The organism is Pedobacter sp. Hv1 (assembly GCF_001412215.1).
In the GTDB taxonomy this organism is placed as follows: Bacteria; Bacteroidota; Bacteroidia; order Sphingobacteriales; family Sphingobacteriaceae; genus Pedobacter.
In genome coordinates this window covers 293932-319104 of the sequence record NZ_LLWP01000001.1, presented here as the reverse complement: position 1 = coordinate 319104, position 25173 = coordinate 293932, and the positions used below count along the sequence as shown (strand labels likewise).

25 protein-coding genes are annotated in these 25173 nt (G+C 36.7%); 16 read left to right on the top strand and 9 right to left on the bottom strand.

Translation table 11 applies throughout. The annotated features are described in order from the left end of the window. The first annotated feature begins 281 nt into the window (after positions 1–281). The 3 genes from AQF98_RS01580 to AQF98_RS01570 are packed head-to-tail and all read left to right on the top strand — an operon-like array spanning position 282 to position 4244. Positions 282–2966 carry a valine--tRNA ligase gene (locus AQF98_RS01580; protein WP_055130163.1) on the top strand — a complete coding sequence of 895 codons (2685 nt, stop codon included), beginning with the start codon at positions 282–284 and terminating at the stop codon, positions 2964–2966. Beyond that, positions 2966–3706, top strand: coding sequence for a hypothetical protein (locus AQF98_RS01575; RefSeq protein ID WP_152969605.1), 741 nt, complete (start codon positions 2966–2968; stop codon positions 3704–3706). The genes AQF98_RS01580 and AQF98_RS01575 overlap by 1 nt, the downstream gene beginning before the upstream one ends. A gap of 4 nt (positions 3707–3710) precedes the next feature. Further along, positions 3711–4244: a hypothetical protein gene (locus AQF98_RS01570; RefSeq protein ID WP_055130161.1), complete on the top strand. Its 534-nt coding sequence runs from the start codon at positions 3711–3713 to the stop codon at positions 4242–4244. A 4-nt stretch (positions 4245–4248) separates the two neighbouring features. Here AQF98_RS01570 and AQF98_RS01565 read toward each other — a convergent pair whose 3' ends face one another. Continuing rightward, positions 4249–4710, bottom strand: a complete 462-nt coding sequence (locus tag AQF98_RS01565; RefSeq protein WP_055130160.1) for a type I restriction enzyme HsdR N-terminal domain-containing protein — start codon at positions 4708–4710, stop codon at positions 4249–4251. Between the two features lie 56 nt (positions 4711–4766). On the opposite strand from AQF98_RS01565, the gene holA reads away from it, so the two are divergent. The 3 genes from holA to ychF all read left to right on the top strand — a co-directional run bounded on the left by holA (position 4767) and on the right by ychF (position 9829). Beyond that, positions 4767–5792: a DNA polymerase III subunit delta gene (holA, locus tag AQF98_RS01560; protein WP_055130159.1), complete on the top strand. Its 1026-nt coding sequence runs from the start codon at positions 4767–4769 to the stop codon at positions 5790–5792. Between the two features lie 152 nt (positions 5793–5944). After that, positions 5945–8524, top strand: coding sequence for a zinc-dependent metalloprotease (locus AQF98_RS01555; protein WP_055130158.1), 2580 nt, complete (start codon positions 5945–5947; stop codon positions 8522–8524). Between the two features lie 210 nt (positions 8525–8734). After that, a complete protein-coding gene (ychF, locus tag AQF98_RS01550; protein WP_055130157.1) occupies positions 8735–9829 on the top strand; it encodes a redox-regulated ATPase YchF in 1095 nt (364 codons plus the stop codon). A 63-nt stretch (positions 9830–9892) separates the two neighbouring features. Here ychF and AQF98_RS01545 read toward each other — a convergent pair whose 3' ends face one another. Next, positions 9893–10189 carry a hypothetical protein gene (locus AQF98_RS01545; RefSeq protein ID WP_055130156.1) on the bottom strand — a complete coding sequence of 99 codons (297 nt, stop codon included), beginning with the start codon at positions 10187–10189 and terminating at the stop codon, positions 9893–9895. 135 nt (positions 10190–10324) lie between these two features. Here AQF98_RS01545 and AQF98_RS01540 point away from each other — a divergent pair, with 135 nt between their 5' ends. Then, on the top strand, positions 10325–10771 hold the full coding sequence (locus AQF98_RS01540; RefSeq protein ID WP_055130155.1) for a DUF4395 domain-containing protein: 447 nt from the start codon (positions 10325–10327) through the stop codon (positions 10769–10771). A 2-nt stretch (positions 10772–10773) separates the two neighbouring features. On the opposite strand, the gene AQF98_RS01535 is transcribed toward AQF98_RS01540, so the two are convergent. Beyond that, entirely contained in the window at positions 10774–11670 is an 897-nt protein-coding gene (locus AQF98_RS01535; protein ID WP_055130154.1) for a hypothetical protein, read from the bottom strand. Positions 11671–11973: 303 nt separating this feature from the next. On the opposite strand from AQF98_RS01535, the gene AQF98_RS01530 reads away from it, so the two are divergent. Further along, positions 11974–12276: a hypothetical protein gene (locus AQF98_RS01530; protein ID WP_055130153.1), complete on the top strand. Its 303-nt coding sequence runs from the start codon at positions 11974–11976 to the stop codon at positions 12274–12276. Positions 12277–12924: 648 nt separating this feature from the next. On the opposite strand, the gene hscA is transcribed toward AQF98_RS01530, so the two are convergent. Then, entirely contained in the window at positions 12925–14787 is a 1863-nt protein-coding gene (gene hscA, locus AQF98_RS01525; protein ID WP_055130152.1) for a Fe-S protein assembly chaperone HscA, read from the bottom strand. Positions 14788–14952: 165 nt separating this feature from the next. Here hscA and AQF98_RS01520 point away from each other — a divergent pair, with 165 nt between their 5' ends. Next, positions 14953–15534, top strand: a complete 582-nt coding sequence (locus tag AQF98_RS01520; RefSeq protein ID WP_055130151.1) for a tRNA-(ms[2]io[6]A)-hydroxylase — start codon at positions 14953–14955, stop codon at positions 15532–15534. Between the two features lie 230 nt (positions 15535–15764). On the opposite strand, the gene AQF98_RS01515 is transcribed toward AQF98_RS01520, so the two are convergent. Both AQF98_RS01515 and AQF98_RS01510 read right to left on the bottom strand, forming a co-directional pair. Further along, a complete protein-coding gene (locus AQF98_RS01515; protein ID WP_055130150.1) occupies positions 15765–16841 on the bottom strand; it encodes a DUF3810 domain-containing protein in 1077 nt (358 codons plus the stop codon). Positions 16842–16903: 62 nt separating this feature from the next. Continuing rightward, complete coding sequence (locus AQF98_RS01510; RefSeq protein ID WP_055130149.1) at positions 16904–18238, bottom strand: dihydroorotase; 1335 nt, start codon at positions 18236–18238, stop codon at positions 16904–16906. A 146-nt stretch (positions 18239–18384) separates the two neighbouring features. Here AQF98_RS01510 and AQF98_RS01505 point away from each other — a divergent pair, with 146 nt between their 5' ends. From AQF98_RS01505 to AQF98_RS01485, 5 genes are all read left to right on the top strand, one after another. Beyond that, the gene (locus AQF98_RS01505; protein ID WP_055130148.1) at positions 18385–19728 is read left to right on the top strand and encodes a DEAD/DEAH box helicase; all 1344 of its coding nucleotides are present in this window, start codon (positions 18385–18387) and stop codon (positions 19726–19728) included. A gap of 5 nt (positions 19729–19733) precedes the next feature. Next, complete coding sequence (locus AQF98_RS01500; RefSeq protein WP_055130147.1) at positions 19734–20030, top strand: hypothetical protein; 297 nt, start codon at positions 19734–19736, stop codon at positions 20028–20030. A 20-nt stretch (positions 20031–20050) separates the two neighbouring features. After that, positions 20051–20317, top strand: coding sequence for a hypothetical protein (locus AQF98_RS01495; RefSeq protein WP_055130146.1), 267 nt, complete (start codon positions 20051–20053; stop codon positions 20315–20317). Between the two features lie 128 nt (positions 20318–20445). Then, positions 20446–20781 carry a gliding motility protein GldC gene (gldC, locus tag AQF98_RS01490; RefSeq protein ID WP_055130145.1) on the top strand — a complete coding sequence of 112 codons (336 nt, stop codon included), beginning with the start codon at positions 20446–20448 and terminating at the stop codon, positions 20779–20781. Between the two features lie 138 nt (positions 20782–20919). Further along, positions 20920–21324, top strand: a complete 405-nt coding sequence (locus AQF98_RS01485) for a hypothetical protein (RefSeq protein ID WP_055130144.1) — start codon at positions 20920–20922, stop codon at positions 21322–21324. Here the strand turns inward: AQF98_RS01485 and AQF98_RS01480 are convergent. From AQF98_RS01480 to AQF98_RS01470, 3 genes are read right to left on the bottom strand one after another with little or no spacing between them, the layout of a single operon-like run. Beyond that, on the bottom strand, positions 21321–21821 hold the full coding sequence (locus AQF98_RS01480; RefSeq protein WP_055130143.1) for a lipocalin family protein: 501 nt from the start codon (positions 21819–21821) through the stop codon (positions 21321–21323). The two genes, AQF98_RS01485 and AQF98_RS01480, sit on opposite strands and share 4 nt — an antisense overlap. 51 nt (positions 21822–21872) lie before the next feature. Further along, a complete protein-coding gene (locus AQF98_RS01475; RefSeq protein ID WP_055130142.1) occupies positions 21873–22388 on the bottom strand; it encodes a DUF421 domain-containing protein in 516 nt (171 codons plus the stop codon). A gap of 2 nt (positions 22389–22390) precedes the next feature. Then, a complete protein-coding gene (locus AQF98_RS01470; protein ID WP_055130141.1) occupies positions 22391–22882 on the bottom strand; it encodes a methylated-DNA--[protein]-cysteine S-methyltransferase in 492 nt (163 codons plus the stop codon). A 721-nt stretch (positions 22883–23603) separates the two neighbouring features. On the opposite strand from AQF98_RS01470, the gene AQF98_RS01465 reads away from it, so the two are divergent. Continuing rightward, positions 23604–24269 carry a heme exporter protein CcmB gene (locus tag AQF98_RS01465; RefSeq protein WP_055130140.1) on the top strand — a complete coding sequence of 222 codons (666 nt, stop codon included), beginning with the start codon at positions 23604–23606 and terminating at the stop codon, positions 24267–24269. A 245-nt stretch (positions 24270–24514) separates the two neighbouring features. After that, positions 24515–25171, top strand: coding sequence for a cytochrome c biogenesis protein CcsA (gene ccsA / locus AQF98_RS01460; protein ID WP_055130139.1), 657 nt, complete (start codon positions 24515–24517; stop codon positions 25169–25171). Positions 25172–25173 lie beyond the last annotated feature (2 nt).

Genomic DNA, 25173 nt, shown 5'->3' with positions numbered 1-25173 from the left:
TTATTTAACAATTTGCGCTACAATTGTTTACCTGTAGCTTCTATTGCTGTAATGATGATTTGTTAAAAGGTAGACTGACCTAACAAAACTAAACCCGAACGCAATGGAAATACTTTTGTTGCCCTTATGTTGATTGTTGAATATGACCATCGCAAAAGATTGTAATGGAGTGCGGGACTAACACTTGATCGGGCTACTGTCTGTGCTTTTCGAATTTTAAGGCTTTAAGTTTTGCCCTTAAAAGCGTATTTTTACCAGCTAAATTCGACACCAAAATATAAATGAGCATATCTACTAAATACAATCCTGCAGAAACCGAAGATAAATGGTATAGTTACTGGCTTGATAAAAAGTTTTTTCACTCTGAGCCAGATGAGCGTGAGCCTTATACAATTGTAATTCCACCACCAAACGTAACTGGGGTATTGCACATGGGGCACATGTTAAACAATACCATACAGGATGTGTTGATTCGTAAGGCCCGTATGCAAGGGAAAAATGCTTGTTGGGTACCTGGAACAGACCATGCCTCTATTGCTACCGAAGCAAAGGTTGTGGCGATGCTTAAAGAGAGGGGAATCAATAAAAAAGATATCTCTCGTGAAGAATTTTTAAAATATGCCCTAGAGTGGAAAGAGAAATATGGGGGTATTATTTTAGATCAGTTAAAGAAATTGGGTGCAAGTTGCGATTGGGACAGGACCCGTTTTACAATGGAAGATGACTTGTCTGAAGCTGTAATTGATAGTTTTATTCATTTGCACAAAAAAGGTTGGATTTACCGTGGTATTAGAATGGTTAACTGGGATCCGGCAGGTAAAACTGCAGTTTCTGATGAGGAGGTGATACGTAAAGAGGTAAACCAGAAATTATATTATATCAAATATCGGATTGCAGGAACTGATAACGGTGCATTAACAGCTGAAAACTCGTTAACAATTGCCACTACTCGTCCGGAAACGATTATGGCTGATGCGGCTATCTGTATCAACCCTAACGATGAGCGTTTTACACACTTGAAAGGTAAAAAAGTATTTGTGCCTTTGGTTAACCACGAAATTCCGGTTATTGAAGATGAATATGTAGATATTGAATTTGGTACGGGCTGTTTAAAAGTTACCCCAGCGCATGATTTGAATGATTATGAATTGGGTATCAAACACAAATTGCCTGTTACCGATATTTTAAATGATGATGGAACCTTAAATGAACTGGCTGTGATTTTGGTGGGCGAAGATAGATTTATTGCCCGTAAAAAAATTGCCAAAATGTTGGATGAGGCTGGTCATTTAGAAAAAGTAGAAGACTATAAATCGCAGGTTGGTTTCTCTGAACGTACAGATGCTGCCATTGAACCAAAATTATCAATGCAGTGGTTTGTGAAAATGAAAGAGATGGCACAACCTGCTTTGGATGATGTGCTGAATGGAGAGGTAAACCTGATTCCGAATAAATTTGAGAATACCTACCGTCATTGGATGGAGAATGTTAGAGATTGGAATATTTCTCGTCAGTTGTGGTGGGGACAACAAATTCCGGCCTGGTACGATGCTAAAGGAAACTGGGTAGTTGCCAAAACCAAAGATGAAGCCTTAGAAGAGTTTTGGAAAAAGAAACACTTAGAAGAAAATTGTGCTGAGGCAGATAAAGCTGGGTTTAAAAACCAGTTGGCTCCTTTTATTAAACAAGATGAAGATGTAGTAGATACTTGGTTCTCATCGTGGTTATGGCCAATTTCTGTTTTTGATGGGTTTAAAAATCCAGACAATAAAGACTTCAATTATTATTATCCGACCAATGATTTGGTAACTGCTCCAGAGATCTTATTCTTTTGGGTGGCTAGAATGATTATGGCGGGACACGAATTTAAAGGTAAAAAGCCTTTTACCAACGTGTATTTAACGGGTATTGTTCGTGATAAATTGGGTAGAAAAATGTCTAAATCGTTAGGGAACTCTCCTGACCCGATTGGACTGATCGAAAAATATGGCGCCGATGGAGTGAGGGTAGGTATGTTAATGTCATCACCTGCAGGTAACGACTTGATGTTCGATGAATCTTACTGTGAGCAGGGCAGAAATTTTGCCAATAAAATATGGAATGCCTTCCGTTTGGTAAAAGGTTGGGAAGTTGATGGAAATTTGGAAAACCCTAACCAACAAGCAATTTCTTGGTTCGAGAATCGTTTCAGCGAAGCTTTAAGCGAAATTGAGGCAAACTTTAAACAATACCGTTTATCTGAGGCTTTAATGGCTACCTATAAATTGGTTTGGGACGATTTCTGTGCTTGGTATTTGGAAATGGTTAAACCTGCTTATCAACAACCAATTGATGCGGAGACTAAAAAAATATCCATTCACTATTTTGAGGAGATCTTGAAATTGTTGCATCCGTTTATGCCTTTCCTTACCGAAGAACTCTATCACGATGAGTTGTTTGGCGAAAGAACAGAAATGGATTGTTGTATTGTAGCTTCTTATCCAACTATTGGTGCAACAGACGAGCAATTATTGAAAGAAGCAGAGTTGATTAAAGAGTTGATTTCTGAGATCAGGAATGTAAGAAATACACGTCAGATCTCTCCGAAAGATGGACTGCCATTGAGCATTAAGTCTAACTCTGATTTGGCTTATGAGAAATGGACCAATATTGTTTTCAAATTGGCAAATATAAGTGAGGTAGAACTAGTTAATGATAAAATTTCTGGTGCTGCCAGCTTTATGGTAGGTAAAGATGAATTTTTTATTGTGTTAAATGAAAATGTTGATCTTGATGCAGAAAAAGAACGTTTAACCAAAGAATTGGAATACCTACAGGGTTTCTTAAAATCTGTTGATGCCAAATTAAGCAATGAACGTTTTGTGCAAAATGCCAAGCCAGAAATTATTGCGAACGAACGCAATAAAAAAGCTGATGCAGAATCGAAGATTAACATCATTACAGAAAGTTTAGCGTTATTAGGATAATGATGAAAATTTTTAAAGCATTCTTGTTCCTTGCCATTGTTGTGTTGGCTGCTTGTAGCAGTAACGAAAAAAAGGAGGCCGAAGCACAGGATTCTTTAACAAATGAAATGGATACGGTGGGTGCTAGCCAACCTGCTGATAGTACTGTTGCTGTGGCAAAAACAGCCGTAGGCTTATTGGATAACCCAAATACAATTTTGGTAAGCTGCGATGCTGTAGGTAAAATTAGTATGGACGATACTTATGAAGATATTGTAAGTAAAGCAGGCAAAGCAAATATGAAACAAGACTCTGTTTTTGTGAAGGGTGTTTTTCAACATACGTTTGTAACCAAGGTTTGGAGGGGTACTGCTGGCGAAATTACCATTAGCTGGCAAGAAAGCGAACAGCCTTACAAAACCATTCAAAACATTATTGTTGATGCTCCAGGCTCAACCTATGTTACCGAAAATGGGATTAAATTAGGTAGTCCAATGTCTCTGATCAATAAGCTAAATGGCAAATCATTTATGTTAATTGGTTTTTCTGGACAAAATGCAGGTACTTTAATGAATTTTAATGGAGGAAACTTAATTACTCAAATTCCATGCATTAGAGCAGTTTTCGAATTGCCCAAAATGAAATCGTACCCTAAAGAAGTGAATGCGGTTTTAACACCAAATATTGTACAGTCAAATAACGTTGCTTTTAAAATCTACGACCCATTGGTTAAAAAACTCATCATTAACTCTAAACGATAATACCATGAAGAAACTTGCACTTTTATGTCTGGTTATAGCCTTTGCTTCTTGCTCAAACGAAAAACCTAAAGCAGTAAGCGCGGGGATTTTTTTAGAAGATCAAGTGAAGGAGTTTATTGAGCTAAATCCTGATTGGACAAAAGATGAAGCAAAGGAAAAAGAGGTTACAGAAAAGTTCAAGCACAAGCTGATCAACCTGAGCAATGAGGCAGATTTCTTAAAAAACATGCCAATGAAATTGGAGATGATTAAAGATACCATCATTAGTGAGCAAGCCACAAAACTGGCCATTTTTAAGGCCTATGGAGATACCAGTAGAAATAAAAGTTCATTGTTGAACTATATGCAATTGCAGATTGCTGGAATAGTTTCTGATGCGCAATTGGCAAAATTACCGATCAATAAAAACTATACTTTAACAGGTACGCTTTACAAACAGGGCAAAAGGGCCGATGTAAAATTTATCCATGTAGCCGAGTTTAACGGTTATGATTTGGGTAAATATACTTTCTTAATTACAGGGTTTAAGCCATTGTAAGTGATTACAACTCTTTGTATAGAGGCAATTCCTCAATAAAAGTAAATTGTTGCCCTTGATGATCTATTTTAGCATAACCATGTATTAGGCCATTGGTAACCACCAACCATTTGGTTTGATGTACCGAATTGTACCTTGCTGCCTGATCAAATACCGATTGTGTAATTTTTACCGTAGGTGCTTTGCATTCTATCACCATAATTCTTTCGCCTTGCGTATTAAAAATCACTACATCAGTTCTTTTTTGAAGCTTATTGAGGTTTAGGCCACCTTCAATCTGGATCAATGATTTTGGAAATTTCTTTTCTATGATAAGAAATTGGATGAAATGCTGCCTTACCCATTCTTCGGGTGTCAATACCAGGTGTTTTTTTCGGATCTCATCAAATATAAAATAGAGACCATCCCTTTCGGTAATTTTAAAAGGATGGGGTGGTAAATTTAAAGCTGTAGGTACAAATGCCATTTGTGCAAAAATAACCTTTAATATTTAGTTTTTAGCCGTTACATTTGGATAATTATATGAGCGCTGTAGAGATAATAAAAGATTTAAAAGCCAGAAAGTTTAAACCCATGTATTTGTTGCAGGGCGAAGAACCTTATTACATTGATCAAGTAGTTGATTACATGGAGAACCATGTGCTTAATGATGGAGAAAAAGGTTTTAACCAAACCGTTTTGTATGGCAAGGATACCGATATGGCCACCATTTTAAATGCGGCTAAAAGATATCCGATGATGTCTGAATATCAGTTGATTATCGTTAAAGAAGCTCAAGACCTGAAATGGGCAAAAGAAACAGAAGGAAGTAGCAAAGATGCAGAAGTGGTGCTCAATTATTTTGAGAAGCCATTGCCGAGTACCATTTTGGTATTGGCCTATAAATATGCCAATTTTGACAAGCGTAAAAAAATCTATAAGGCTATTGCCAATAATGGGGTAGTTTTTCAGTCTGATCCTGTAAGAGATTATAAATTAATGCCTTGGATTGAAGAGCACATTAAAGAAAAAGGTTACAAAATTGCACCACAGGCGGCAGCGCTGATGGCAGAGTATTTAGGTACAGATCTCTCTAAAATTGCCAATGAAGTAGAAAAATTATGCCTCAATATTAGCAAGGATACCGTTATCCAAACCGATCATATTCAGAAAAATATTGGTATAAGTAAAGAATACAACGTATTTGAACTGCAAAAGGCATTGGCTACCAGAAATGTGTTAAAATGCAATCAGATTGTTAATTATTTTGCAGATAATCCGAAGGCAAACCCAATGGTGATGGTAATGGCCAACCTAAATTCCTATTTTACGAAGATTTTAAAATACCATTACCTACCCAATAAAAACGATGCAGCTAAAGAGCTGGGTGTAAGTCCTTATTTTATTAAAGACTATGAAACAGCAGCAAGAACATTTAGTGATGCCAAGACTTTTGATATTATTAGCTTATTAAGAGAATATGATCTAAAAAGTAAAGGTTTGGAGAGTACAGGCAATACAACAGATGGCGAACTCCTCAAAGAGATGTTGTTCAAGATGATCCATTAAAGATTTAGTTATTCGGTAATAAAATTTTGATCATACAGCCCACGTGATCAATTGTTTGTGTTTTTTTCATTTGTAACTACAAAGTTATCTGTCGGAGCCATCGTTTTGTAGACACTCCTTTATATTTACTCCACAATTAACTTATAATGTTCATGAAAAAACAATTACTAACCATTTTACTGGCTGCAGGTGCTATTACTATAGCGCAAGCGCAAGTTAGACCAGGTGGTGGCGCAGGGGCTGGTGCGGATACGACTAGAAGAGCTCCTGGAGCTGCTTTAGGAGGGGCAAGAGCCCAACCTAGACCATACGCTCAAGTGATTACTGACAAAGCAGTAACGCAAAGAGGTATGATTACTACCCATAAATTAGACGATAAATTTTTCTTCGAAATTGCTGATACCACTTTGGGAAGAGACATTTTGGTAGTAAGTCGTATTTCTAAATCAGGTGCAGATGTACGTGCAGCGCAAGGATATGCGGGCGACCAAATTGGTAGTTCTGTAATCCGTTTCGAAAAAGGACCAAATAACCGCATCTTTATGCGTAAGGTAAGCTACAGAACTTACAGTCCAGATAGTACAACTTCAATGTACCAATCGTTAAAAAATTCTAATATCCAAGCTATTGCAGCTTCATTTAACATTGCCGCTTATACATCAGATAAACAAGGAAGTGTAATTGACATGACCGACTATATCAATAGCGATAATGATATTTTTTACTTTAGCTCTTCAGGTGCTAAAACCCGTTTTAGATTGGGTAACCAATTGGCAGATCGTAGTTACATTACCAGTGTTAGAAGTTTTCCTACCAATGTAGAAATTACATCGGTTAAAACTTACAGCTTATCGGCTGCTGCTTCTCCATTTGGTGGTGGTGCACCTGCTGGCGGTGGCGGTGGTGGTGCTACAGGTTCTGCAACTTTAGAGTTAAACGCTTCGTTGGTTATTTTACCTAAAGTGCCAATGAAAGCTCGTTATTTTGATCCACGTGTTGGTTATTTCGCAGTTGGTTATACCGATTTCGACCTTAATCCACAAGGTGTGAAAGAAATTGAATTGGTAAAAAGATGGCGTTTAGAACCAAAACCACAAGATTTAGCAAAATACAAACGTGGCGAATTGGTAGAGCCTCAGAAACCTATTATTTTCTATATCGATCCGGCAACACCTAAAAAATGGGTGCCATATTTAAAAGCAGGAGTTGATGATTGGGCTAAAGCTTTCGAAAAAGCAGGTTTCAAAAATGCAGTAATGGCTAAAGAAGCACCTACAAAGGCTCAAGATTCAACTTGGAGCTTAGATGATGCTCGTCACTCTGCAATTGTGTACAAACCATCAGAAATTGCAAATGCAAGTGGTCCAAGTATTTCAGATCCACGTAGTGGAGAGATTATGGAAAGCCATATCAACTGGTTCCACAACGTACAAAAGTTGGTACACGATTGGTACATGATCCAAACTGCTGCTGTTGATCCAAGAGCACGTAAAATGACTTTCAGTGATGAGTTGATGGGCGATTTGATTCGTTTCGTTTCTTCTCACGAGGTTGGCCACACTTTAGGTCTACGTCACAACTATGGCTCTAGCTCTACTGTTCCGGTAGAAAATTTACGTAACAAAAAATGGGTTGAAGAAAACGGACATACACCATCTATTATGGATTATGCTCGCTTTAACTACGTAGCGCAACCAGAAGACAATATTTCTTCTAAAGGTTTATATCCTCGCATTGGCGATTACGATAAATGGGCAATTGAGTGGGGTTATAAATACTTCCCAGATAGCAAAACTGTAGAATCTGATATGAAAATATTAGATAAAATGACTTTAGAGTCGGCTAAAAACAGACGTTTATGGTTCGGTACAGAAACCAATTCTGATGATCCTCATTCGCAAAACGAAGATTTGAGTGATAACGCAATGAAAGCAAGTGAATATGGTATCAAAAACCTAAAAGTGATTTTAACCAACCTACCAGTTTGGACTAAAGAAAGCGGTGAAGGTTATGAAAACTTAAGCAACATGTATGGTCAATTGACTACTCAATTTGGTCGTTACATGGGTCACGTAGCTAAAAACGTTGGTGGTATTTACGAAAACCCCAAAACTGTAGATCAAGCAGGTCCTATTTATGAGCGTACTCCAGCTGCTACTCAAAAAGAAGCAATGGATTTCTTAAATAAACAATTGTTTACTACACCTAAGTGGTTAATTAACCAACCAATTTTTGATAACATCGACGAAAATCCTTTAGAAGTTGTTTCTAAATTACAAGGAAGTACTTTAAACCGTTTATTGGGCAATAGTACATTAAGTAAATTGGTAGCTGCAGAAGCAACTGATGGTGCAACTGCTTATAAAATCTCAGATTTATTCTCTGATATGAACGGTGCGATCTTTACCGAATTGAGTTCAAATTCAACAATTGATGTGTATCGTCGTAACCTACAAAAAGCTTACGTAGAAAAATTAATCGCAATTGCTAAACCAGCTCCTGCTCCAGCAGCAACCAATATTATTGTTGGTGGCGGTGGTAGAGGCGGTGGCGGCGCTGCTAGTGGTTTAACTGCTGCGCAAAGCGATGTGCTTTCTGTAGTGAAAGGTCAATTACGTCAGTTAGAAGGCAGAATTAAAACTGCAGCTAACAGCCAATCAGATTCATTGAGCAAATATCATTTGTTAGATCTTTCTGATCGTATCGAAGCTGCTTTAGATAGCAAAAAATAAGCTAGACTAATTTATTAAATTTCTTTTTTAGGCGCCCCGAAATATTGGGGCGCTTTTTTTGTGTGCCACATTTTAACACCTGTATCAAATATTATTTACATCGCCTATAATTTACTAGGCAAAGGCCTTAAAAATTAATATCTTTGCGCAAAATAGCAAACAATAATTAGGCCCTTAACTTGGCTTAAACAAGTATAATTTAAAAGAAACATGGCATTACAATGTGGTATAGTTGGGTTACCCAACGTTGGTAAATCAACCTTATTTAACTGTTTATCAAACGCAAAAGCACAAGCAGCAAACTTTCCATTCTGTACAATTGAACCAAATATTGGGGTAATTACAGTACCAGATGATCGTTTGACCAAATTGGCAGAATTGGTAAAGCCAAATAAAGTACAGCCAAATACCATAGAAATCGTAGATATTGCGGGTTTGGTAAAAGGAGCTTCAAAAGGAGAGGGTTTAGGTAATCAGTTTCTTGGGAATATTAGAGCTACCAATGCGATTATTCATGTATTGCGTTGTTTTGATGATGGAAATGTAATCCATGTTGATGGTTCTGTAGATCCAATTCGAGATAAAGAAATTATCGATACCGAACTGCAATTGAAAGATTTGGATACAGTGACCAAAAGAATTCAAAAGGTAGAAAAAATGGCGAAGACCGATAAGGATGCCAAAAGAACTTTTGATATTTTAACTGTGGTTAAAGCACAATTAGAAACAGGTAATTCGGCTCGTTCTGCAGCAATTGAGGCAGAAGATTTTGAGTTTATCCAAGATTTGGGCCTATTAACGCAAAAACCTGTAATGTATGTTTGTAACGTAGAGGAAGGATCTGTGATCAATGGTAATGCTTATACCGAAAGAGTAAAAGAGGCAGTTAAAAATGAAAACGCAGAAGTTTTGATCATTTCTGCCAAAATAGAATCAGAAATTGCTGAATTGGAATCTTACGAAGAAAGACAAGAATTTTTGGCAGATCTAGGTTTAACTGAATCAGGTGTAAATAAATTGATTAGAGGGGCTTACCGTTTGTTGGATTTATATACTTACTTTACAGCTGGTGTACAAGAAGTAAGAGCTTGGACCATTACCAAAGGTTTTACTGCACCACAAGCTGCAGGAGTAATCCATACAGACTTTGAAAAAGGATTTATCCGTGCAGAGGTAATTAAATACAATGATTTTGTAACCTTAGGTTCAGAAGCAGCTTGTAAAGATGCAGGTAAATTAGGTGTAGAGGGTAAAACCTATGTTGTAGAAGACGGTGATATTATGCACTTCCGTTTTAACGTATAATTGTTAGCGACTAAAAAATATAAACCTCTTGAATGATCTTCAGGAGGTTTTTTTATGCGTAAACTATAACAAGATGATAAGTAATTGAATGCTGATCAACAAAATGCCCAGAGAACTGATAAATAAAAGCCCATTAAAAGCACTTACTTTAAATTTTGTAGCAATGGCCGATAACAAGCTAAAAAGGAAAAATGAGATCAATAGAAAAGGAATAACCAACATCCAATAGGTTAATTGGATAGAAGTATCAAATAGGTTAAGGTCTACCCCCGAATCAAAATAATTTGCCTTGCCGATATATAAAATCAGGGCAATAATTAATGCCGGAATAAGGAGAGAGAAGAACGCTACTTTTTTCATTCTTTAAATATAATATAATCCTTCGAAAACCAAATATTTTCAAATTGTTAACAGATCATATTTACAATGTCATAATCACACTTATGCCTTCATTCAGCAAACAACAAACAATATCTTTGAAAAAATAGAGCTGAAATGGATTTAACGTGCCCAATCTCTGCAGAGCGGATTAATGAAAGTGTAGTTAGGATTATTGCCATATTAACGGCAATAATTACAGTAATTTGTATCCTGATGGGCAATTATTGGGCAATGGTTTTTTTAACTATAGATTTTGCAATACGGGCATTTACATCTGGTAAATGGAGCATATTAAGGATGATCGCTTCTCAAATCTTTAAATTATTTTCCTTGCCCCAAAAAATGAAAGATCTGGCGCCTAAGAAATTTGCTGCAACCATGGGCTTTGTTTTCTGTTTGTTAATTAGTGGAGTATACCTGCTTAACTTCCCTAATTTGGCCATGGGATTAGCCATAGTGTTAATTATTTTCGCCCTGCTAGAAGGTGTTTTTGCAATTTGTGTAGGCTGTTACATCTATTCTTTTTATCATCTGCTGTTTTTGAAAAAAGGGGAGGAGTAATGTTATCTTTTTTTGTCAATAATCGCTTTTAATCCGGGTTCGCAGGTTAAAAGATGCCAGCCACCAAACACAACAAATACCTTGTCTTGCTTATCTAATAATTGATCAATGGTTTGTAATAGGTATTGGTCTCTGATCTCTTTAGATTTTCGGCCAATTTGCTGAAATTTTCCTTTCGGATCAAATGGATTGGTTGGGGCTAATGTTTCTAAGGCAAATGGTCTGTTGAGCAGTTTTTCGTAATTGGCTTTATAAAAGGCAAGGGTCTGTTCTTCCTTGCTCAATTGTACAGCACCTTTTTTCATGATGTAGTTTTTGATAAAACCATCAAATTTCTCTGCCATGGCAACACTATCAGTTATACGGGCTCCTTTTAATCCCCACATTAAACGCTCGGTTACAATATAGGCCAAAAACTCACCCTTGGTATATTGTTTCAATAGCGATTTGAACTCTAGGCTATCTTGGATATCACCATTCACTGTTTTAATTTTAAGGCTATCAGCCAGAATTTTAACCAAGCCAATTTCTCCATCTTGCAATAGTGCTTCTTTTTTTGAAGCATACACTTTTTTAGAAAGATCGCCACCTTCATTTACGCAGACTTCTGGTTTAGAAGCAAAAAATTGTTGTTCAATACCTGCAAACATAGGATTGCTAATATCGCTATCATCAGTAAGGTGGTTTACACCGCAGAAAATGATCTCCTTTTTCCCATTTTTAAAGGTCAATACATAAGGATTTGATGGGAGTTTTCCAGTTGAATCCAGTTTAATATCGAGATAACTTACAGTTGGATAAAGTGGTGCTGCTGTTGTTTGTTGCTTTGGGGTTTGTATACAACTATAGAAGAGCACACTCGTGATCAGCGTAAAAATTAGGGAGTTAGTTATTTTCATTGAACTTTAATCTTAAGACTAAAATAACAATTAAAAAGAAATTAGCGAGCGTTTACTTTTTCATTTTTTTTGTTCAATTGGATGTATTTACAGCTTATTTAATTTATAAAATGAACAGCATTTATAATTTTTAATCTATTAATTTAGAACTAGCCTTAAACAAAACGTTAGCAGAAAACCTGGAGTGTTTTCTCTTAACAGGTGATGTTGTATACCTCAGTTACAACAGTTCAACTTAACCCTATTTTATTCACCTATCCTTTTTCGTTTGCTTTTTCAATGGTAAAATAGCAATCACTAAACATGAAAACATTAAAGAGAAACAACTTAATGATCTTGACCTTGGTTTTTGGTGTAGCCATTATGCTTACCCAAAGCGCCTTTAAATTAAGCACAAAAACAGCAGAGTACAAGTACATCAACACAGGTGTGCATTACATTAAAGTTGATGACGCAGATTTGAGCGGTTGCTCTTGGGTAACAAGCTCTTACTATTGTGTGGTAGAAACCAATACAGATATGGGGAGTAGTTTCGCTTTTAGTCAATTAGGCGCAAGTGGAGCAACACCGGTTGCTGGTGCCTCATTGTCTGTTTACGAACAATAGTTATTGACCATAGGGAAACATAGGGTAAATTATTTTGCCTTATGTTTTATTAATTGGTTTTAACCATCTAAGACACCTGAGTAAATGTGCCCTATAGCGTATGTTTCTCTTAATGCCTTAATATTTCAAATCAAGCTCGACCTTTCTTAGGTTGCTAAGGTGGTGATACAAATAGGTAGAAAATCATTCACCACATAGAAAGATAGGGCACATAGTTGTTGTTTTGCCTATGTGGTTAAAAAAACGGGCATGTAATATTCACTACATCGCAAACAAAAACTTCATGTCTCTTTTTTACCATCTAAGACACCTAAGCAATAGTGGACTAACCTTTATTACCACAATAGATATTTCCTTAATGCCTTAATATTTCAAATCAAGCTCAGCCTTTCTTAGCTTGCTAAGGTGGTGATACAAATAGGTAGAAAATCATTGACCACATAAAAAGATAGGACACATAGTTGTTGTTTTGCCTATGTTGTTAAAAAAACGGGCTTGTAATGTTCACTACATCGCAAACAAAAACTTCATGTCTCTTTTTTACCATCTAAGACACCTAAGCAATAGTGGACTAACCTTTATTGCCACAATAGATATTTCCTTAATGCCTTAATGTTTCAAATTAAACTATTAATAGAAGATAGGATACTAAGGCTTGTCTATGCTTTTACCTTTCATGGCTTGCCCAACGGCCATGTCCATTAATCGTTCTGCAAACGGACGGGTAAACTCATTCAGTTCGTCGGCTTTTTTAAGGATCCGGTCTTTATCTCCACTATCTAAAGCATCTTTAAGTTCGGCAATAATTACAATGGTTAAAGTCAGTTCTTGTTCGTTTAAGATGTTGCCATTCTTTTTAATGAAACGTTCTGCAGTATAAACCAATTGTTCGCCTTCACTCTTCGCTTCAATAAGCATGCGTTGTTCTACATCACTTTTGGCATTTTCAATACTATCAATCAACATTTTTTCAACGGTATCGTCACTTAAACCATAACTTGGTACAATGTCAATTTCTTGTTTAACGCCAGAGCGTAACTCAATGGCCTGAACAGTTAAAATTCCATCTGCATTTAATAAAAAGTTAATGTCAACCTTTGGCAAACCTGCAGGCATGGCCGGAATTCCTTTGAGATCAAACTCAGCCAATTTGCGATTTTCTTTAACTAGGTCACGCTCGCCTTGGTAAACAGAAATCTTCATGTTCACCTGGCCATCAATAGAAGTGGTATATTGGCGGCCGGCTTTGGTTGGCACTTTACTGTTACGGGCAATAATCACATCCATTAAACCACCCATAGTTTCTATACCTAAAGAAAGTGGGGTAACATCTAATAACAGAATGTCAGATCGGTTACCCGCAAGGATATCAGCTTGTATAGCGGCTCCTAAGGCCACAACCTCATCAGGGTTGATCTGATCGTGTGGCTGGCGATTAAAGAACGTACTTACCGCTTGTTTTACATAAGGTGTACGTGTAGAACCACCTACTAAAACAACCTCGTCAATTTCGGCAATGCTTAAATTGGCATCGGCCAAAGCCTGTTTACAACAATTTAAGGTTTCGGCAACTTTATCAGCAATCAATTGCTCAAAGGTTTGTTTATCTAGTGTGCACCAGATTTCGCCAACCTTTTCATTGTATAAATTTTGTGTCGATAATGCCTTTTTGGCTGCTTCTGCTTGCAAACGTAAAGTCTGCATCAAAATATTGTCTTGCGCTACCTCTTTAATATCTAATTTATTTTGCGCTATCCAGTAGTTTAAAATCGCTCTGTCAAAGTCATCTCCGCCTAAAAAGGTGTTGCCATTGGTAGCAAGTACTTCGAAAATGCCATTCTGGATTTGTAAAATAGAAACATCAAAAGTGCCGCCTCCCAGATCGTAAACAGCAATGGTTTTTTGTTGTGTTGGGTCTAAGCCCAAGCCATAAGCTAAACTGGCTGCAGTAGGCTCGTTAACGATGCGCAATACATCTAATCCTGCCAATTTCCCTGCATCACGTGTGGCCTGTCTTTGGCTATCGTTAAAATAAGCTGGAACAGTAATTACAGCCCTATTTACTGGAGTTTTTAAGGCGTGTTCAGCTCTGGCTTTTAATTCTTTTAAAATCTCGGCCGAAAGCTCAATTGGGGTGTAAAATCTATTTCCTGCTTTAATTTTTACCAAAGCATCGGTATCATCATCAATCACTTTATAGCTAAAAATATCTTGATGGCCAGCTACATCTTTATAAGAGCGACCCAATAAACGTTTTACCGAAAAGATGGTGTTTGTAGGGTCTGTAGTAAGGTAAGCTTTAGCTTCATTGCCCACCTCAGCATCGCCATATTCATTAAAATGTACCACAGATGGTACCAAAAGCCCTTTTCCAGTATCATTAATTACCTGTGGGTTTTTATCTGGATTGATAAAAGCAACCAAACTATTGGTTGTACCTAAATCTATACCAACTATAATTTCTTCTTGTTGTAATGAACCTGTAGCCAGGTTGATGGATATTTTTGCCATAACAGGCCAAATTTACGATAATGTTGTAAGGTTAAAGTCCTAAAGATGTAAAAAGTAGGTAAAAGGTAAAATGGAAGATATAAAATGGGAAATGTGTAATGTAAAATGGAAGATTTGACGTTGCTCACAAATCAATTTTCAGACTAATTGCTTAATTTTGGACTTATGCTAGGATTGAAATTATTAACAGACCCACGTTGGGCAGATATTGCTGAATCTAATTTAGAAGAGATTTTAACCGACCACGCTTGGTGCGAACAAAAAGCAGCAACCAATGCCATTAACCTAATTGCTGATAATTGCGAACATATTGATTTGGTGCAGGAACTGACTATTATTGCTTTAGAAGAAATGCAACATTTTCAACAGGTGGTTGATATTATTAAAGAGCGGGGTTATACTTTAGGTCGTGGTAGAAAAGACGATTATGTGGGGCAGTTGATGAAATTCTGTAAAAGAGATGGAAGCCGAAATACCTCATTTATTGAAAGATTGTTGTTTGCAGCAATGATTGAAGCCAGAAGTTGTGAACGTTTCCGTGTACTTTCGTTAAATATCAAAGATGCAGCCTTGGCCAAATTTTATCATGATTTGATGGTTTCTGAGGCTGGTCATTATACTACTTTCTTAAACTTTGCCCGTAAATATACCATTGATGTTGATGTAGATAAACGTTGGAAAGAGTGGTTGGCCTTTGAAGGCGAATTGATCCAAACTTTTGGGAAAAAGGAAGCGATACATGGGTAGAAGAGGGAAATAGGGAATAGTAAATAGGAAATAGAGAATGGATGTAAGATGTAAAAGGGAAGATGGAATTGAAGTTGAAAGTATAAAGTTGTACGTTATAAGCAAGTCTTGTTCACAAATTGTGATAATTGCTAAATACATTCACAAAATTGGGATGCTTTACTAATGAACAAGTGAACCAATGAACTGATTAGCATGATGTCTTTATACTTTTTACTTACTACTTTATACTAATGAACCAATTCCTTCTTATGCAAATTCCATAACCAAATTACAATATTCTGGTAACTGTCTATGCCGCTTTTCTGCTTGTTCAGTTTCAAAAATTTATCAAAGGCAACACCCATATAGGTAGACATGTCTCCATTATATTTTGCCCAAAACTCATTTTCTGCCTTAAAATTAGCCAATACCTTAGGGTCTATTTTGTTAAGCATTGTCGCATAATCTTCAGGCGATTTAATCCTAACTTCTAACAAAATGTAGCGTAACATGTTATAGTTAACTGAGTACAAAAAGTTGGCATCTTTGCTGTTGATGCCCACCAGATAAGCAACCAGATTTGCTTCGTCTTCTCTGGCTACACCCATTTGGTGCGAAATTTCATGACAGGTTACAAATGGCAATACCCAAGCAGGCAGTTTCATGTTCAAATTGGCCTCGCCACTTAAAGGGTTGTAATAACCTTCAATACCAATCTTACTTACCATCCAGCCATTTAAAACAGATTTTACAGATGGTGCTTTGTAGCTAAAAAATGGATTTTTCTCAGCCATTCGTTGGTAATCAACTACGGCTTTTTCTTTAAGTTCAGCAATGGTATAACTGAGTTTTGGGGTAGTTTGAGGTTGTAATGCTTTGAGCTTTTCAATAAAATAATCGCCCAACAACACCAATTCTTTAACCGAATATTTCTCGTTGCTAATATTTAATTGCTGGGTAATGCTGGGTCTAGAATAATTGAGGCCCCAGAGCAATTTAAAACTGATAGATAGCAAAAGGATAATGTTGAAGAGCTTTAATGGAACAGCTAATCGGTCTGTTTTGGTCAGTAATTTTCTTCTTTTAAAGAACAGGATCAATTTTCTGATCGCCAATAAAATCAGTAAAGTATATAAAATATCGCCCAAGGCAAAAGGAAAAATGGAAGAGACCCACCTTAGAACAATAGCGATAATAGGATAAAGGCCATTTGAATACCAACTGAGCACCAAGTTCGGATATAAGCCAAAAATGGATAAAAGAATAGTAAGGCCAACAAGAATGGCCGTTTGGATCAAGACTTTACGAAGTAGTGTTGCCTGCATAATTTATTGAAACAAACTTAATCGATTTGTTGGCTAAAGTTCTCTATTTAAATCAAAGAAACTTATCTGGTAAAACTCAATCTTTTTCCAAATTCTCTGGTTACAAACTTTCCATTTTGGTAAGCCAAGTTACCCGAAACAAAAGTATGTGTAATGCTGGCCTGGAAAGTATCTCCATCAAACGGAGACCAACCACATTTATAGAATATATTTAATGGGGTTACTTTAAACGCATCGTTCAGGTTAACCAAAACCAAATCTGCCCAATAGCCTTCGCGAATAAAACCACGTTGCTCTACATCAAAACAGATGGCCACATTATGGGCGGTTTTTTCTACAATCTTTTCTAAAGATATTTTACCCTGCAAATGCATTTCTAAAAGCGCAGGTAGGGCATGTTGTACCAATGGTCCGCCAGATGGTGCTTGTGCATAGGGTTGTTGCTTCTCTGCCAAGGTATGTGGCGCATGGTCTGTAGCAATTACATCAATATTGTCGTTTAAAACCCCTTGTAAAATACCAGCTTGGTCGGCTGCCGTTTTTACCGCTGGGTTCCATTTAATGAAATTTCCTTTTTTAGCATAATCGGTATCATTAAACCACAGGTGATGCACACAGGCTTCGGCAGTAATCTTTTTCTCTGCTAAAGGAAGGCTATTGTCAAACAAGGCAATCTCTCTAGCAGTAGAAATATGGAGGATATGCAAACGGGTTTGGTAACGTTTAGCCAACTCAACCGCTAAAGACGAAGATTTGTAACAGGCTTCTGCACTACGGATCAAGGGGTGCATATCTATAGTAAGATCCTCACCATATTTGGTTTTAAAAATGGCTAAGTTCTCTCTAATGGTTTGTTCATCTTCACAATGTGTAGCCACCAAAATAGGTGCTTTACTAAAAATGTTTTCTAAAGTTTTTTCATTGTCTACCAACATGTTTCCGGTTGATGAACCCATAAAAACCTTAATGCCACAAACATCTTTAGCATTGGTTTTTAAAACCTCTTCAATGTTGTCGTTGCTGGCACCCATATAAAATGAGTAATTGGCCAATGAAGTTTCTGCGGCAATGGCATACTTATCTGCCAATAACTCTTGGGTTAAAGTGTTGGGCACAGTATTAGGCATTTCCATAAAAGAGGTAATACCACCCGCCACAGCTGCCATACTTTCTGTAAAAATATCTGCTTTATGCGTTAGTCCGGGTTCTCTAAAATGAACCTGGTCGTCAATCATGCCCGGTAAAAGGTAAAGCCCTTCTGCATTAATTTCTTGTGCTGCTGGGGCAGATAATCCTTGGCCGATTTTCTCAATCCGTCCATTTTTAACCAAAACATCAGCTATAAATTGTTTGCCTTCGTTAACTAAAGTAGCGCCTTTGATCAGATAAGTATTCATGGCGATAAAGTTAGTGTTTTAACAGAAAAAATTGAATATAAAGTAGAAAGAATGAGGGGGGTATAATATTGGTTCGTAGGATACGAACCAAGGAGTAGTTGGTAATCCACGGCCCATATCAACCTTATTCCGTATCTTTGTGCGCTATGGCAAAATCGTTCGAAGAATTTAATTTAAATAGGCAGATCCTAAATGCAGTTGCCGATGCAGGTTATACCGTTGCTACACCTATTCAGGAAAAGGCAATCGCACCAGTTTTATCTGGTCAGGATATTTGTGGCATTGCAGAAACTGGAACAGGGAAAACAGCGGCTTATGTACTGCCAATGTTAATGAAATTAAAGTATGCACAGGGCGATGCAGCAAGAGCTTTAATTTTAGCACCAACCAGAGAACTGGCCATGCAAATTGCAGAGCAGGTAAAGCTTTTCTCTGCCTATACCGATCTGCGTTCTGTTGTTATTTTCGGAGGGATAGGTCCAAAAGCCCAAAAAGAACAGATTAAAGCAGGAGTAGATATCATTATTGCCACGCCAGGTCGTTTTTTAGACATTTACCTGTCTGGAGAGATCAATACCAAATACCTCCAGTTTTTGGTGCTAGATGAGGCTGATAAAATGATGGATATGGGTTTTATTGGCTCTATTCACCGTATTTTAGAGGTGGTGCCACGTAAACGTCAGAACTTGCTTTTTTCGGCAACGATGAGTGAGCTGGTACAAAAAATTGCCGGCGACTTTTTGAAACATCCTACCATTATCGAAGCATCTGAGCAGGCTACACCGGCACAAACGGTAACGCAGGTGTTGTACGAAGTGCCAAATTTTAAAACAAAAATCAATTTATTACAGCATTTACTTAAAGATGATGAAGCATTTAATAGGCTGATCATTTTCTGTAAAACCAAAACGGTAGCTGATAACATCTATAGTTTTATTGTTCGTCGTTTTGGCGAAGAATCTGTTCGGGTGATCCATGCCAATAAAGGACAAAACACCAGAATTAACTCTATCAATAGCTTTAAAGAAGGAAATATTAGGGTTTTAGTAGCAACTGATGTGGCTTCTAGAGGAATTGATGTAACTGATGTAAGCCATGTCATCAACTTTGATGTACCTATCATTATTGAAGATTATGTGCATAGAATTGGGCGCACAGGTAGGGCTTTTGCCACTGGCGATGCCATTACTTTCTGTACAGAGGCTGAGAAGTACTATATCCGTAAAATCGAAAAGTTAATCCGTCAATATATTCCGGTGCTGCCTATTCCAGAAGAAGTTTTTGTAGAAGAAACGCCTTATGATGAACGTCAGCATATTGCCAGAGAGATCGACAACCAGAAACGTAAAGAAGATCCAGATTTTAAAGGGGCTTTCCACGAAAAGAAGAATGCCAAACAGATAGAAGAACGCGAAAGAGAAAAAACTAGGAATAAAGCATACAAAGCCAAAGTTTTTAAGAATAAAAAACGATTTGATAAAAAGAAGTAAACTGTATGCTTAAGAAAGTTAGATTTACTGTTTTTAATGTGTTTATAGCACTACTTTTAGCTGGGGCAATTTTCTTTACAATCGGTGCGTTACGAACAGATGGACTTAATTTAAATCCATTATTTGCTTTAATTTGTTTTGTTCTCGCTTTTGGGCTATTCAGTATTCGTTTGCTTATCAGATTTTTTTTAAAAGATTTAAAAAAGGCGAGCATCGCTGAAAAAATACTGTTGACGATTGTAGCCTTAATCTTTTTCTTTTTCTGTGTTATTTTATTGGAACTGATGGGGTACTTTCTATAGTAATAATTAATTTATAACAAATGAAACTGCGATTAACCCCTTTAAACATTGTAACAGCCTTAGGTATTGCTTTTTTGGCGGTCAGTTTTTTCCAACCAAAAACTACCAGTGTAGGGCATGTACAGATGAGCAAGTTCTATCAATTGATCTTTGCGGCATTGATCGTCGTTACTATTATTAGCGATTTGATCTTTAGGTTCACCTTAAAAGATTTGAAACGCATTTGGCTGGTAGAAATGGTGTTTGTTGCACTCACCATTGTTCTTTTTTTAATATTACAAAAGTAAAACGAAGCGTGTTGAAATTTGCTTTGTAAAATCAGCATATTTGCAACCGAAAAAATAACAGCACCATATCAACTGTATTTAACATTACCATAGGTGAAGTGATTTAAATCAGTGAAAACATTCATAACATGAGAAAAGCAGAAATAAAGATAACTGTAGAATTAGATAACCAGAACATGCCAGAGAATATTCTTTGGGAAAGTACAGATGCAGAAACACAAGATCAAGTGCCTGTAAAATCGATGATTTTGGCCTTGTGGGACCACAACTATAAAAACTCTATGCGTATTGACCTTTGGACAAAAGACATGCCTGTTGATGAGATGAAACGTTTTTTTTATGAAACCTTACAGACCATGGGCGATAGTTTTTTAAAGGCAACGGGCGAAGAAAACATTGTAGAAGATTTACGTGATTACTGTGCCCACTTCGCAGATAAAATGGGTATTGATCCTAGGAAATAATGTTATGGGTTACAAGTTGTGTGTTGCAGGCCTATTCATCTAAACTTTCAACTTATAACTTTTAACCTTCAACTTATAACGTATTACTTGTAACTTTGAACTGATAACTTTCAACCTTGAACTTTTAACTCTGCAAATATGTTGATCATCAATAAAATAAATGCTTATATCGGTCTTTTGCTAGCGGTAATTGCCATTACCATATCACCAATGATTAAGGTGCCATTTAAAGGAAATTGGAATTTATATCAAACTGATAGCCGTTTATTTTTCATTTCCATAGCTTTAATTGCATTAACCTCATTGTGTTTATTTGTACGACAGTTAAGAGCATTTAGGTTATTGTCTTTTGTAATGTTTGCATGGGCTGTTTTAATGGCTGCTGCTGTATATTTTAAATCTAACCATTACTTCAACTCTAAATTTTTTGATAAGGTTTTAGCAAAAACTATCCATTACCAGTGGGGGTGGATAGTATTGTTAGTGGCGGTTATTCTTTTGGTAACAAGTGTAAGAAAAGGTGAAAATTTATGGCCTAATTAATGCATTTGCGAGGTGAGTTTGTTTATCTCATAACCCTTTGCCTTACATCTGGCTACAATTTCATCGTAAACGTTTTTGGCCATTTTTTGGTTACGGCTCATGATAAATAAGAATTTGCGATCTGGATGGCCTACCACTACATAAGAATAATCATCGGCCAGTTCAATAATCCAATAATCTACTTTAATGGGCCAAATAAATTGAGCTTTCAATTCGCCATTCTGCCCTTTTTCTGAAGGGAACATTTTCGATTTTCTGGAATAGGTCGTTTCATCACTAGGTTTTTTATAGGTGGTCAGTACATCATAATAGCCTTCGTTATTTAAAGTGTATCTGGTAATCGTTTCTCTACTGCCTTTATCAAATATGGTGGGGATAGAATAGAGAGAATACCAGGTGCCAGCATACTTTTTCAACTCTATTTTGGCAACAGGTGTATTTTTTTCTGCAGAGAAACTGCTTAAGGTGATCAATAAAAGTATAGCTAAACCCTTCATAAACTACTTTTTAGAATATTTACGAATTATAGCTGAAAACGGTTTGCAGGTTTACATATTTAAACCCAAGCTTTTGTGTACTTTTTTGCGTTTAAAATGAGTTTGTTTTAAGTCTTTGGTTCCGGTAATGATACTAATGTTTCCATCAACCTCAAATATGGCCAATTTTACATCCTTGTAATGCTCTACACCATGTTCTCGCATCGCTTCTTTCAATTCCTCATCGGTAATTCCCAAATGGCTCAGTTTGTCGAAATTTAATTTGCCATCGTGGATCAAAATTTCTGGATGCTGAAAAATAAAATCCCTTAGTTTTTTGTTCTTAAAGGTTATTTTCTTTAAGATATAATTGAGGATAAACAATACAGCCGCTGCGGCCAAACCACCCAATAAACTGGTGTTGTTGCCCACCATGGCATTTTGTACCGCGTTACTGATCAATAAGATCAAAACCACATCAATGGTATTTAATTGCGAAAGTTCTTTTTTACCAGTTAGGCGAATAGCAATCAGCATAAAAGCATAAACAGCCAAACTACGCAGGGCGATATCTAAATATGGGTTCATTTTTAAAACTTTAAAGTCATTTGTCCTTTGCCACTAATTTCTTTTTCATGTTCTAACAACCATTGTTTGCGCCACAACTCGCCAGCGTAACCTACCAATTTGCCATTACTGCCAATTACCCTATGACAAGGCACTACAATGGCCAAATTGTTTTTTCCGTTGGTGGCCGCAATTGCCCTAATAGCTAAAGGATTATTTAACTGTTCGGAGAATTTGAGATAGGATAGGGTGTCGCCATAACCGATAGTACAAAGTGCCTCCCAAACAGATTGCTGAAATTCAGTTCCTTTCTGCATCATGGCAAACGTAAATTCTTTCGATTTGCCCTCAAAATAAGCTTGTAGTTCTGCTTTAGCCGTTATTGTGATGTGATTTTCTGCCAAGTCAGTGATGTCCTTTTTACCAAAAGTAATCTCGTACACAGCTTGGTCATCAGCTAAAATGATCACCTCGCCAATTGGACTTTTTAAAACGCTACAGTATTTATGCTCCACAACACAATATTACGAAATAGATTGGTTCATTAGCTCATTAGGGAATAGAAAATGGGAAATAGGGAATAGGTTTAGTATAAAGTATCTAGTAGAAAGTATAAAGACATAACGTTTATCAGTTTAAGTAGGGAATAGGGAATATGTTGTTTGTTCATTCAATGGCCAACTCTCAAAGCTGTCACATTGAGCTTGTCGAAATGTTTTGTTAATTGGTCTTCGACAGGCTCAGACTGACAAGATGATTGGGTTCATTGGTTCACTTGTTCGTTGGTATAAAGTAGTTAGTACAAAGTATAAAGACATGTGACAATAGTTCATTATTAAAATATCTCAATTTTGTGAATGAATTTAATAAACATCACAATTTGTGAACAAAACATACTTACAACTTAATAATATTAGTATAAAGTAGTAAGTAAAAAGTATAAAGACTTTACTCAAGGGTTCATTTGGTAATAGTGGGAAAGTCAGGTGTCCGAAATTAATCGGCTTGAATCTTTAACACATAACCCAGAACTTTCAACTTACTTACGACTTATAACGTACAACTTTTCACTTTATACTTTAAACCTTTAACTTACTTACAACTTATAACCTACAACTTTCAACTTTTCTATCTATTTCCCATTCCCTATTTCCTATTCCCCCCTAAAAAAGTCATCTAACCTTCAACTTTTAATATTCAAGCGCCTAAACCAAGCTTTTGATTATCTTTGTGGCTATGCAAATTGCAAATCAGGTTAAACATTTGGTCAAAAAGGAAATGTTGTTAGAGTGGCGGTCTAAATATGCGCTCAATGGTGTTTTACTTTATGTAGTTTCTACTGTTTTTGTTTGCTTTCTGTCTTTTATCTCAATGCCAGAAAAACTAACCTGGAATGCATTATTCTGGATCATTATGCTTTTTGCCTCTATTAATGCTATTGCTAAAAGTTTTTTACAAGAAAGTAAAGGCAGGCATTTGTATATCTATACTTTGGTAAGTCCTACGGCATTGATTATTGCCAAGACCATTTATAATAGCTTATTGATGATCGCTTTAACATTAATTGCCTTATTGTTCTACTGTATCGTCTTTCCGGCACCAAAAGAAACAGATTTGCCCATGTATTTTGTGGCTGCGGTATTGGGCAGTTTGAGTTTTGCTACCGTGTTTACCATGGTTTCGGCCATTGCCTCAAAAGCTGGTAATGGGGGTATGTTAATGGCTATTTTAAGTTTTCCGATCATTATTCCAGTATTGATTGTACTGATCAAATTGGCTAAAAATGCCATAGATGGATTAGACAGAAGTGTAAGTTTAGACGATATAGGGCTTTTAGCGGTGATAAATGTAATGGTAATGGCGGTGTCTTTAATATTATTCCCATATTTGTGGCGTGATTAGACAACACAACGCAAATAGCGATAGGCAGTATGTAAATCTGGTTTTTGTGCACTGAATGTTGTTTTTTAAACCCGATTGTAATGAAAAGCCCACAGCGTAGCGAGGACTTGTAATGGAAGGCGGGACTGCTTGAACCGATGAAATGTTGACTTTGTTTTACGGAAAGAAAATTAATAGAACAAAGCAAAAGAATAAAGAAATAACTATTAAATGGATGGTCTCACATCTTAATACGAATAAATAGAATGAAAAAAAATTGGTGGAAAATTTTAGGTGCTGTTTTGGTACTTTACTCAACAATTGCTGGCTTTTTAATAGGTGTGCCACGTTTGGCCATTTTACACGAATCGATAAGGAACCTTTATTTCCATGTGCCCATGTGGTTTGCCATGATTGTACTTTTTTCTAATTCTATTTTTTATAGTGTTAAATCTTTATCAACACAAAGTGAAGAAGATGATCTGAAAGCTGTAGAAAGTGTTAATGCAGGGGTATTGTTTGGTATTTTAGGCCTACTTACGGGTATGGTTTGGGCCAAATTTGCCTGGGGCGAGTTTTGGAGCTTTGACCCGAAACAGAATTTTTCGGCCATCTCTCTTTTATTGTATTTTGCTTACCTTATTTTAAGAAATGCCATAGATGAAGAGCAAAAAAGAGCTAAAATTTCGGCTATCTATAATATTTTTGCCTTTCCGATGATGATTGTACTCATCTTTGTGCTGCCACGTTTAAAAGATTCGCTACACCCAGGTAATGGGGGTAACCCGGGTTTTAATATGTACGATCTGGATAGCAGAATGCGTATGGTTTTTTACCCAGCCTGTTTAGGATGGATCCTGATCGGTTATTGGGTGTATACCATCCGTTTCAGAATTAGTTCATTAGTTTATAAACAACAATAATT

What these genes read in the sequence shown, in the direction of transcription:
- AQF98_RS01580 (WP_055130163.1), top strand. Translation starts at nt 282, where the DNA reads ATGAGCATATCTACTAAATACAATCCTGCAGAAACCGAAGATAAATGG.
- AQF98_RS01575 (WP_152969605.1), top strand. Translation starts at nt 2,966, where the DNA reads ATGATGAAAATTTTTAAAGCATTCTTGTTCCTTGCCATTGTTGTGTTG.
- AQF98_RS01570 (WP_055130161.1), top strand. Translation starts at nt 3,711, where the DNA reads ATGAAGAAACTTGCACTTTTATGTCTGGTTATAGCCTTTGCTTCTTGC.
- AQF98_RS01565 (WP_055130160.1), bottom strand. Translation starts at nt 4,710, where the DNA reads ATGGCATTTGTACCTACAGCTTTAAATTTACCACCCCATCCTTTTAAA.
- holA (WP_055130159.1), top strand. Translation starts at nt 4,767, where the DNA reads ATGAGCGCTGTAGAGATAATAAAAGATTTAAAAGCCAGAAAGTTTAAA.
- AQF98_RS01555 (WP_055130158.1), top strand. Translation starts at nt 5,945, where the DNA reads ATGAAAAAACAATTACTAACCATTTTACTGGCTGCAGGTGCTATTACT.
- ychF (WP_055130157.1), top strand. Translation starts at nt 8,735, where the DNA reads ATGGCATTACAATGTGGTATAGTTGGGTTACCCAACGTTGGTAAATCA.
- AQF98_RS01545 (WP_055130156.1), bottom strand. Translation starts at nt 10,189, where the DNA reads ATGAAAAAAGTAGCGTTCTTCTCTCTCCTTATTCCGGCATTAATTATT.
- AQF98_RS01540 (WP_055130155.1), top strand. Translation starts at nt 10,325, where the DNA reads ATGGATTTAACGTGCCCAATCTCTGCAGAGCGGATTAATGAAAGTGTA.
- AQF98_RS01535 (WP_055130154.1), bottom strand. Translation starts at nt 11,670, where the DNA reads ATGAAAATAACTAACTCCCTAATTTTTACGCTGATCACGAGTGTGCTC.
- AQF98_RS01530 (WP_055130153.1), top strand. Translation starts at nt 11,974, where the DNA reads ATGAAAACATTAAAGAGAAACAACTTAATGATCTTGACCTTGGTTTTT.
- hscA (WP_055130152.1), bottom strand. Translation starts at nt 14,787, where the DNA reads ATGGCAAAAATATCCATCAACCTGGCTACAGGTTCATTACAACAAGAA.
- AQF98_RS01520 (WP_055130151.1), top strand. Translation starts at nt 14,953, where the DNA reads ATGCTAGGATTGAAATTATTAACAGACCCACGTTGGGCAGATATTGCT.
- AQF98_RS01515 (WP_055130150.1), bottom strand. Translation starts at nt 16,841, where the DNA reads ATGCAGGCAACACTACTTCGTAAAGTCTTGATCCAAACGGCCATTCTT.
- AQF98_RS01510 (WP_055130149.1), bottom strand. Translation starts at nt 18,238, where the DNA reads ATGAATACTTATCTGATCAAAGGCGCTACTTTAGTTAACGAAGGCAAA.
- AQF98_RS01505 (WP_055130148.1), top strand. Translation starts at nt 18,385, where the DNA reads ATGGCAAAATCGTTCGAAGAATTTAATTTAAATAGGCAGATCCTAAAT.
- AQF98_RS01500 (WP_055130147.1), top strand. Translation starts at nt 19,734, where the DNA reads ATGCTTAAGAAAGTTAGATTTACTGTTTTTAATGTGTTTATAGCACTA.
- AQF98_RS01495 (WP_055130146.1), top strand. Translation starts at nt 20,051, where the DNA reads ATGAAACTGCGATTAACCCCTTTAAACATTGTAACAGCCTTAGGTATT.
- gldC (WP_055130145.1), top strand. Translation starts at nt 20,446, where the DNA reads ATGAGAAAAGCAGAAATAAAGATAACTGTAGAATTAGATAACCAGAAC.
- AQF98_RS01485 (WP_055130144.1), top strand. Translation starts at nt 20,920, where the DNA reads ATGTTGATCATCAATAAAATAAATGCTTATATCGGTCTTTTGCTAGCG.
- AQF98_RS01480 (WP_055130143.1), bottom strand. Translation starts at nt 21,821, where the DNA reads ATGAAGGGTTTAGCTATACTTTTATTGATCACCTTAAGCAGTTTCTCT.
- AQF98_RS01475 (WP_055130142.1), bottom strand. Translation starts at nt 22,388, where the DNA reads ATGAACCCATATTTAGATATCGCCCTGCGTAGTTTGGCTGTTTATGCT.
- AQF98_RS01465 (WP_055130140.1), top strand. Translation starts at nt 23,604, where the DNA reads ATGCAAATTGCAAATCAGGTTAAACATTTGGTCAAAAAGGAAATGTTG.
- ccsA (WP_055130139.1), top strand. Translation starts at nt 24,515, where the DNA reads ATGAAAAAAAATTGGTGGAAAATTTTAGGTGCTGTTTTGGTACTTTAC.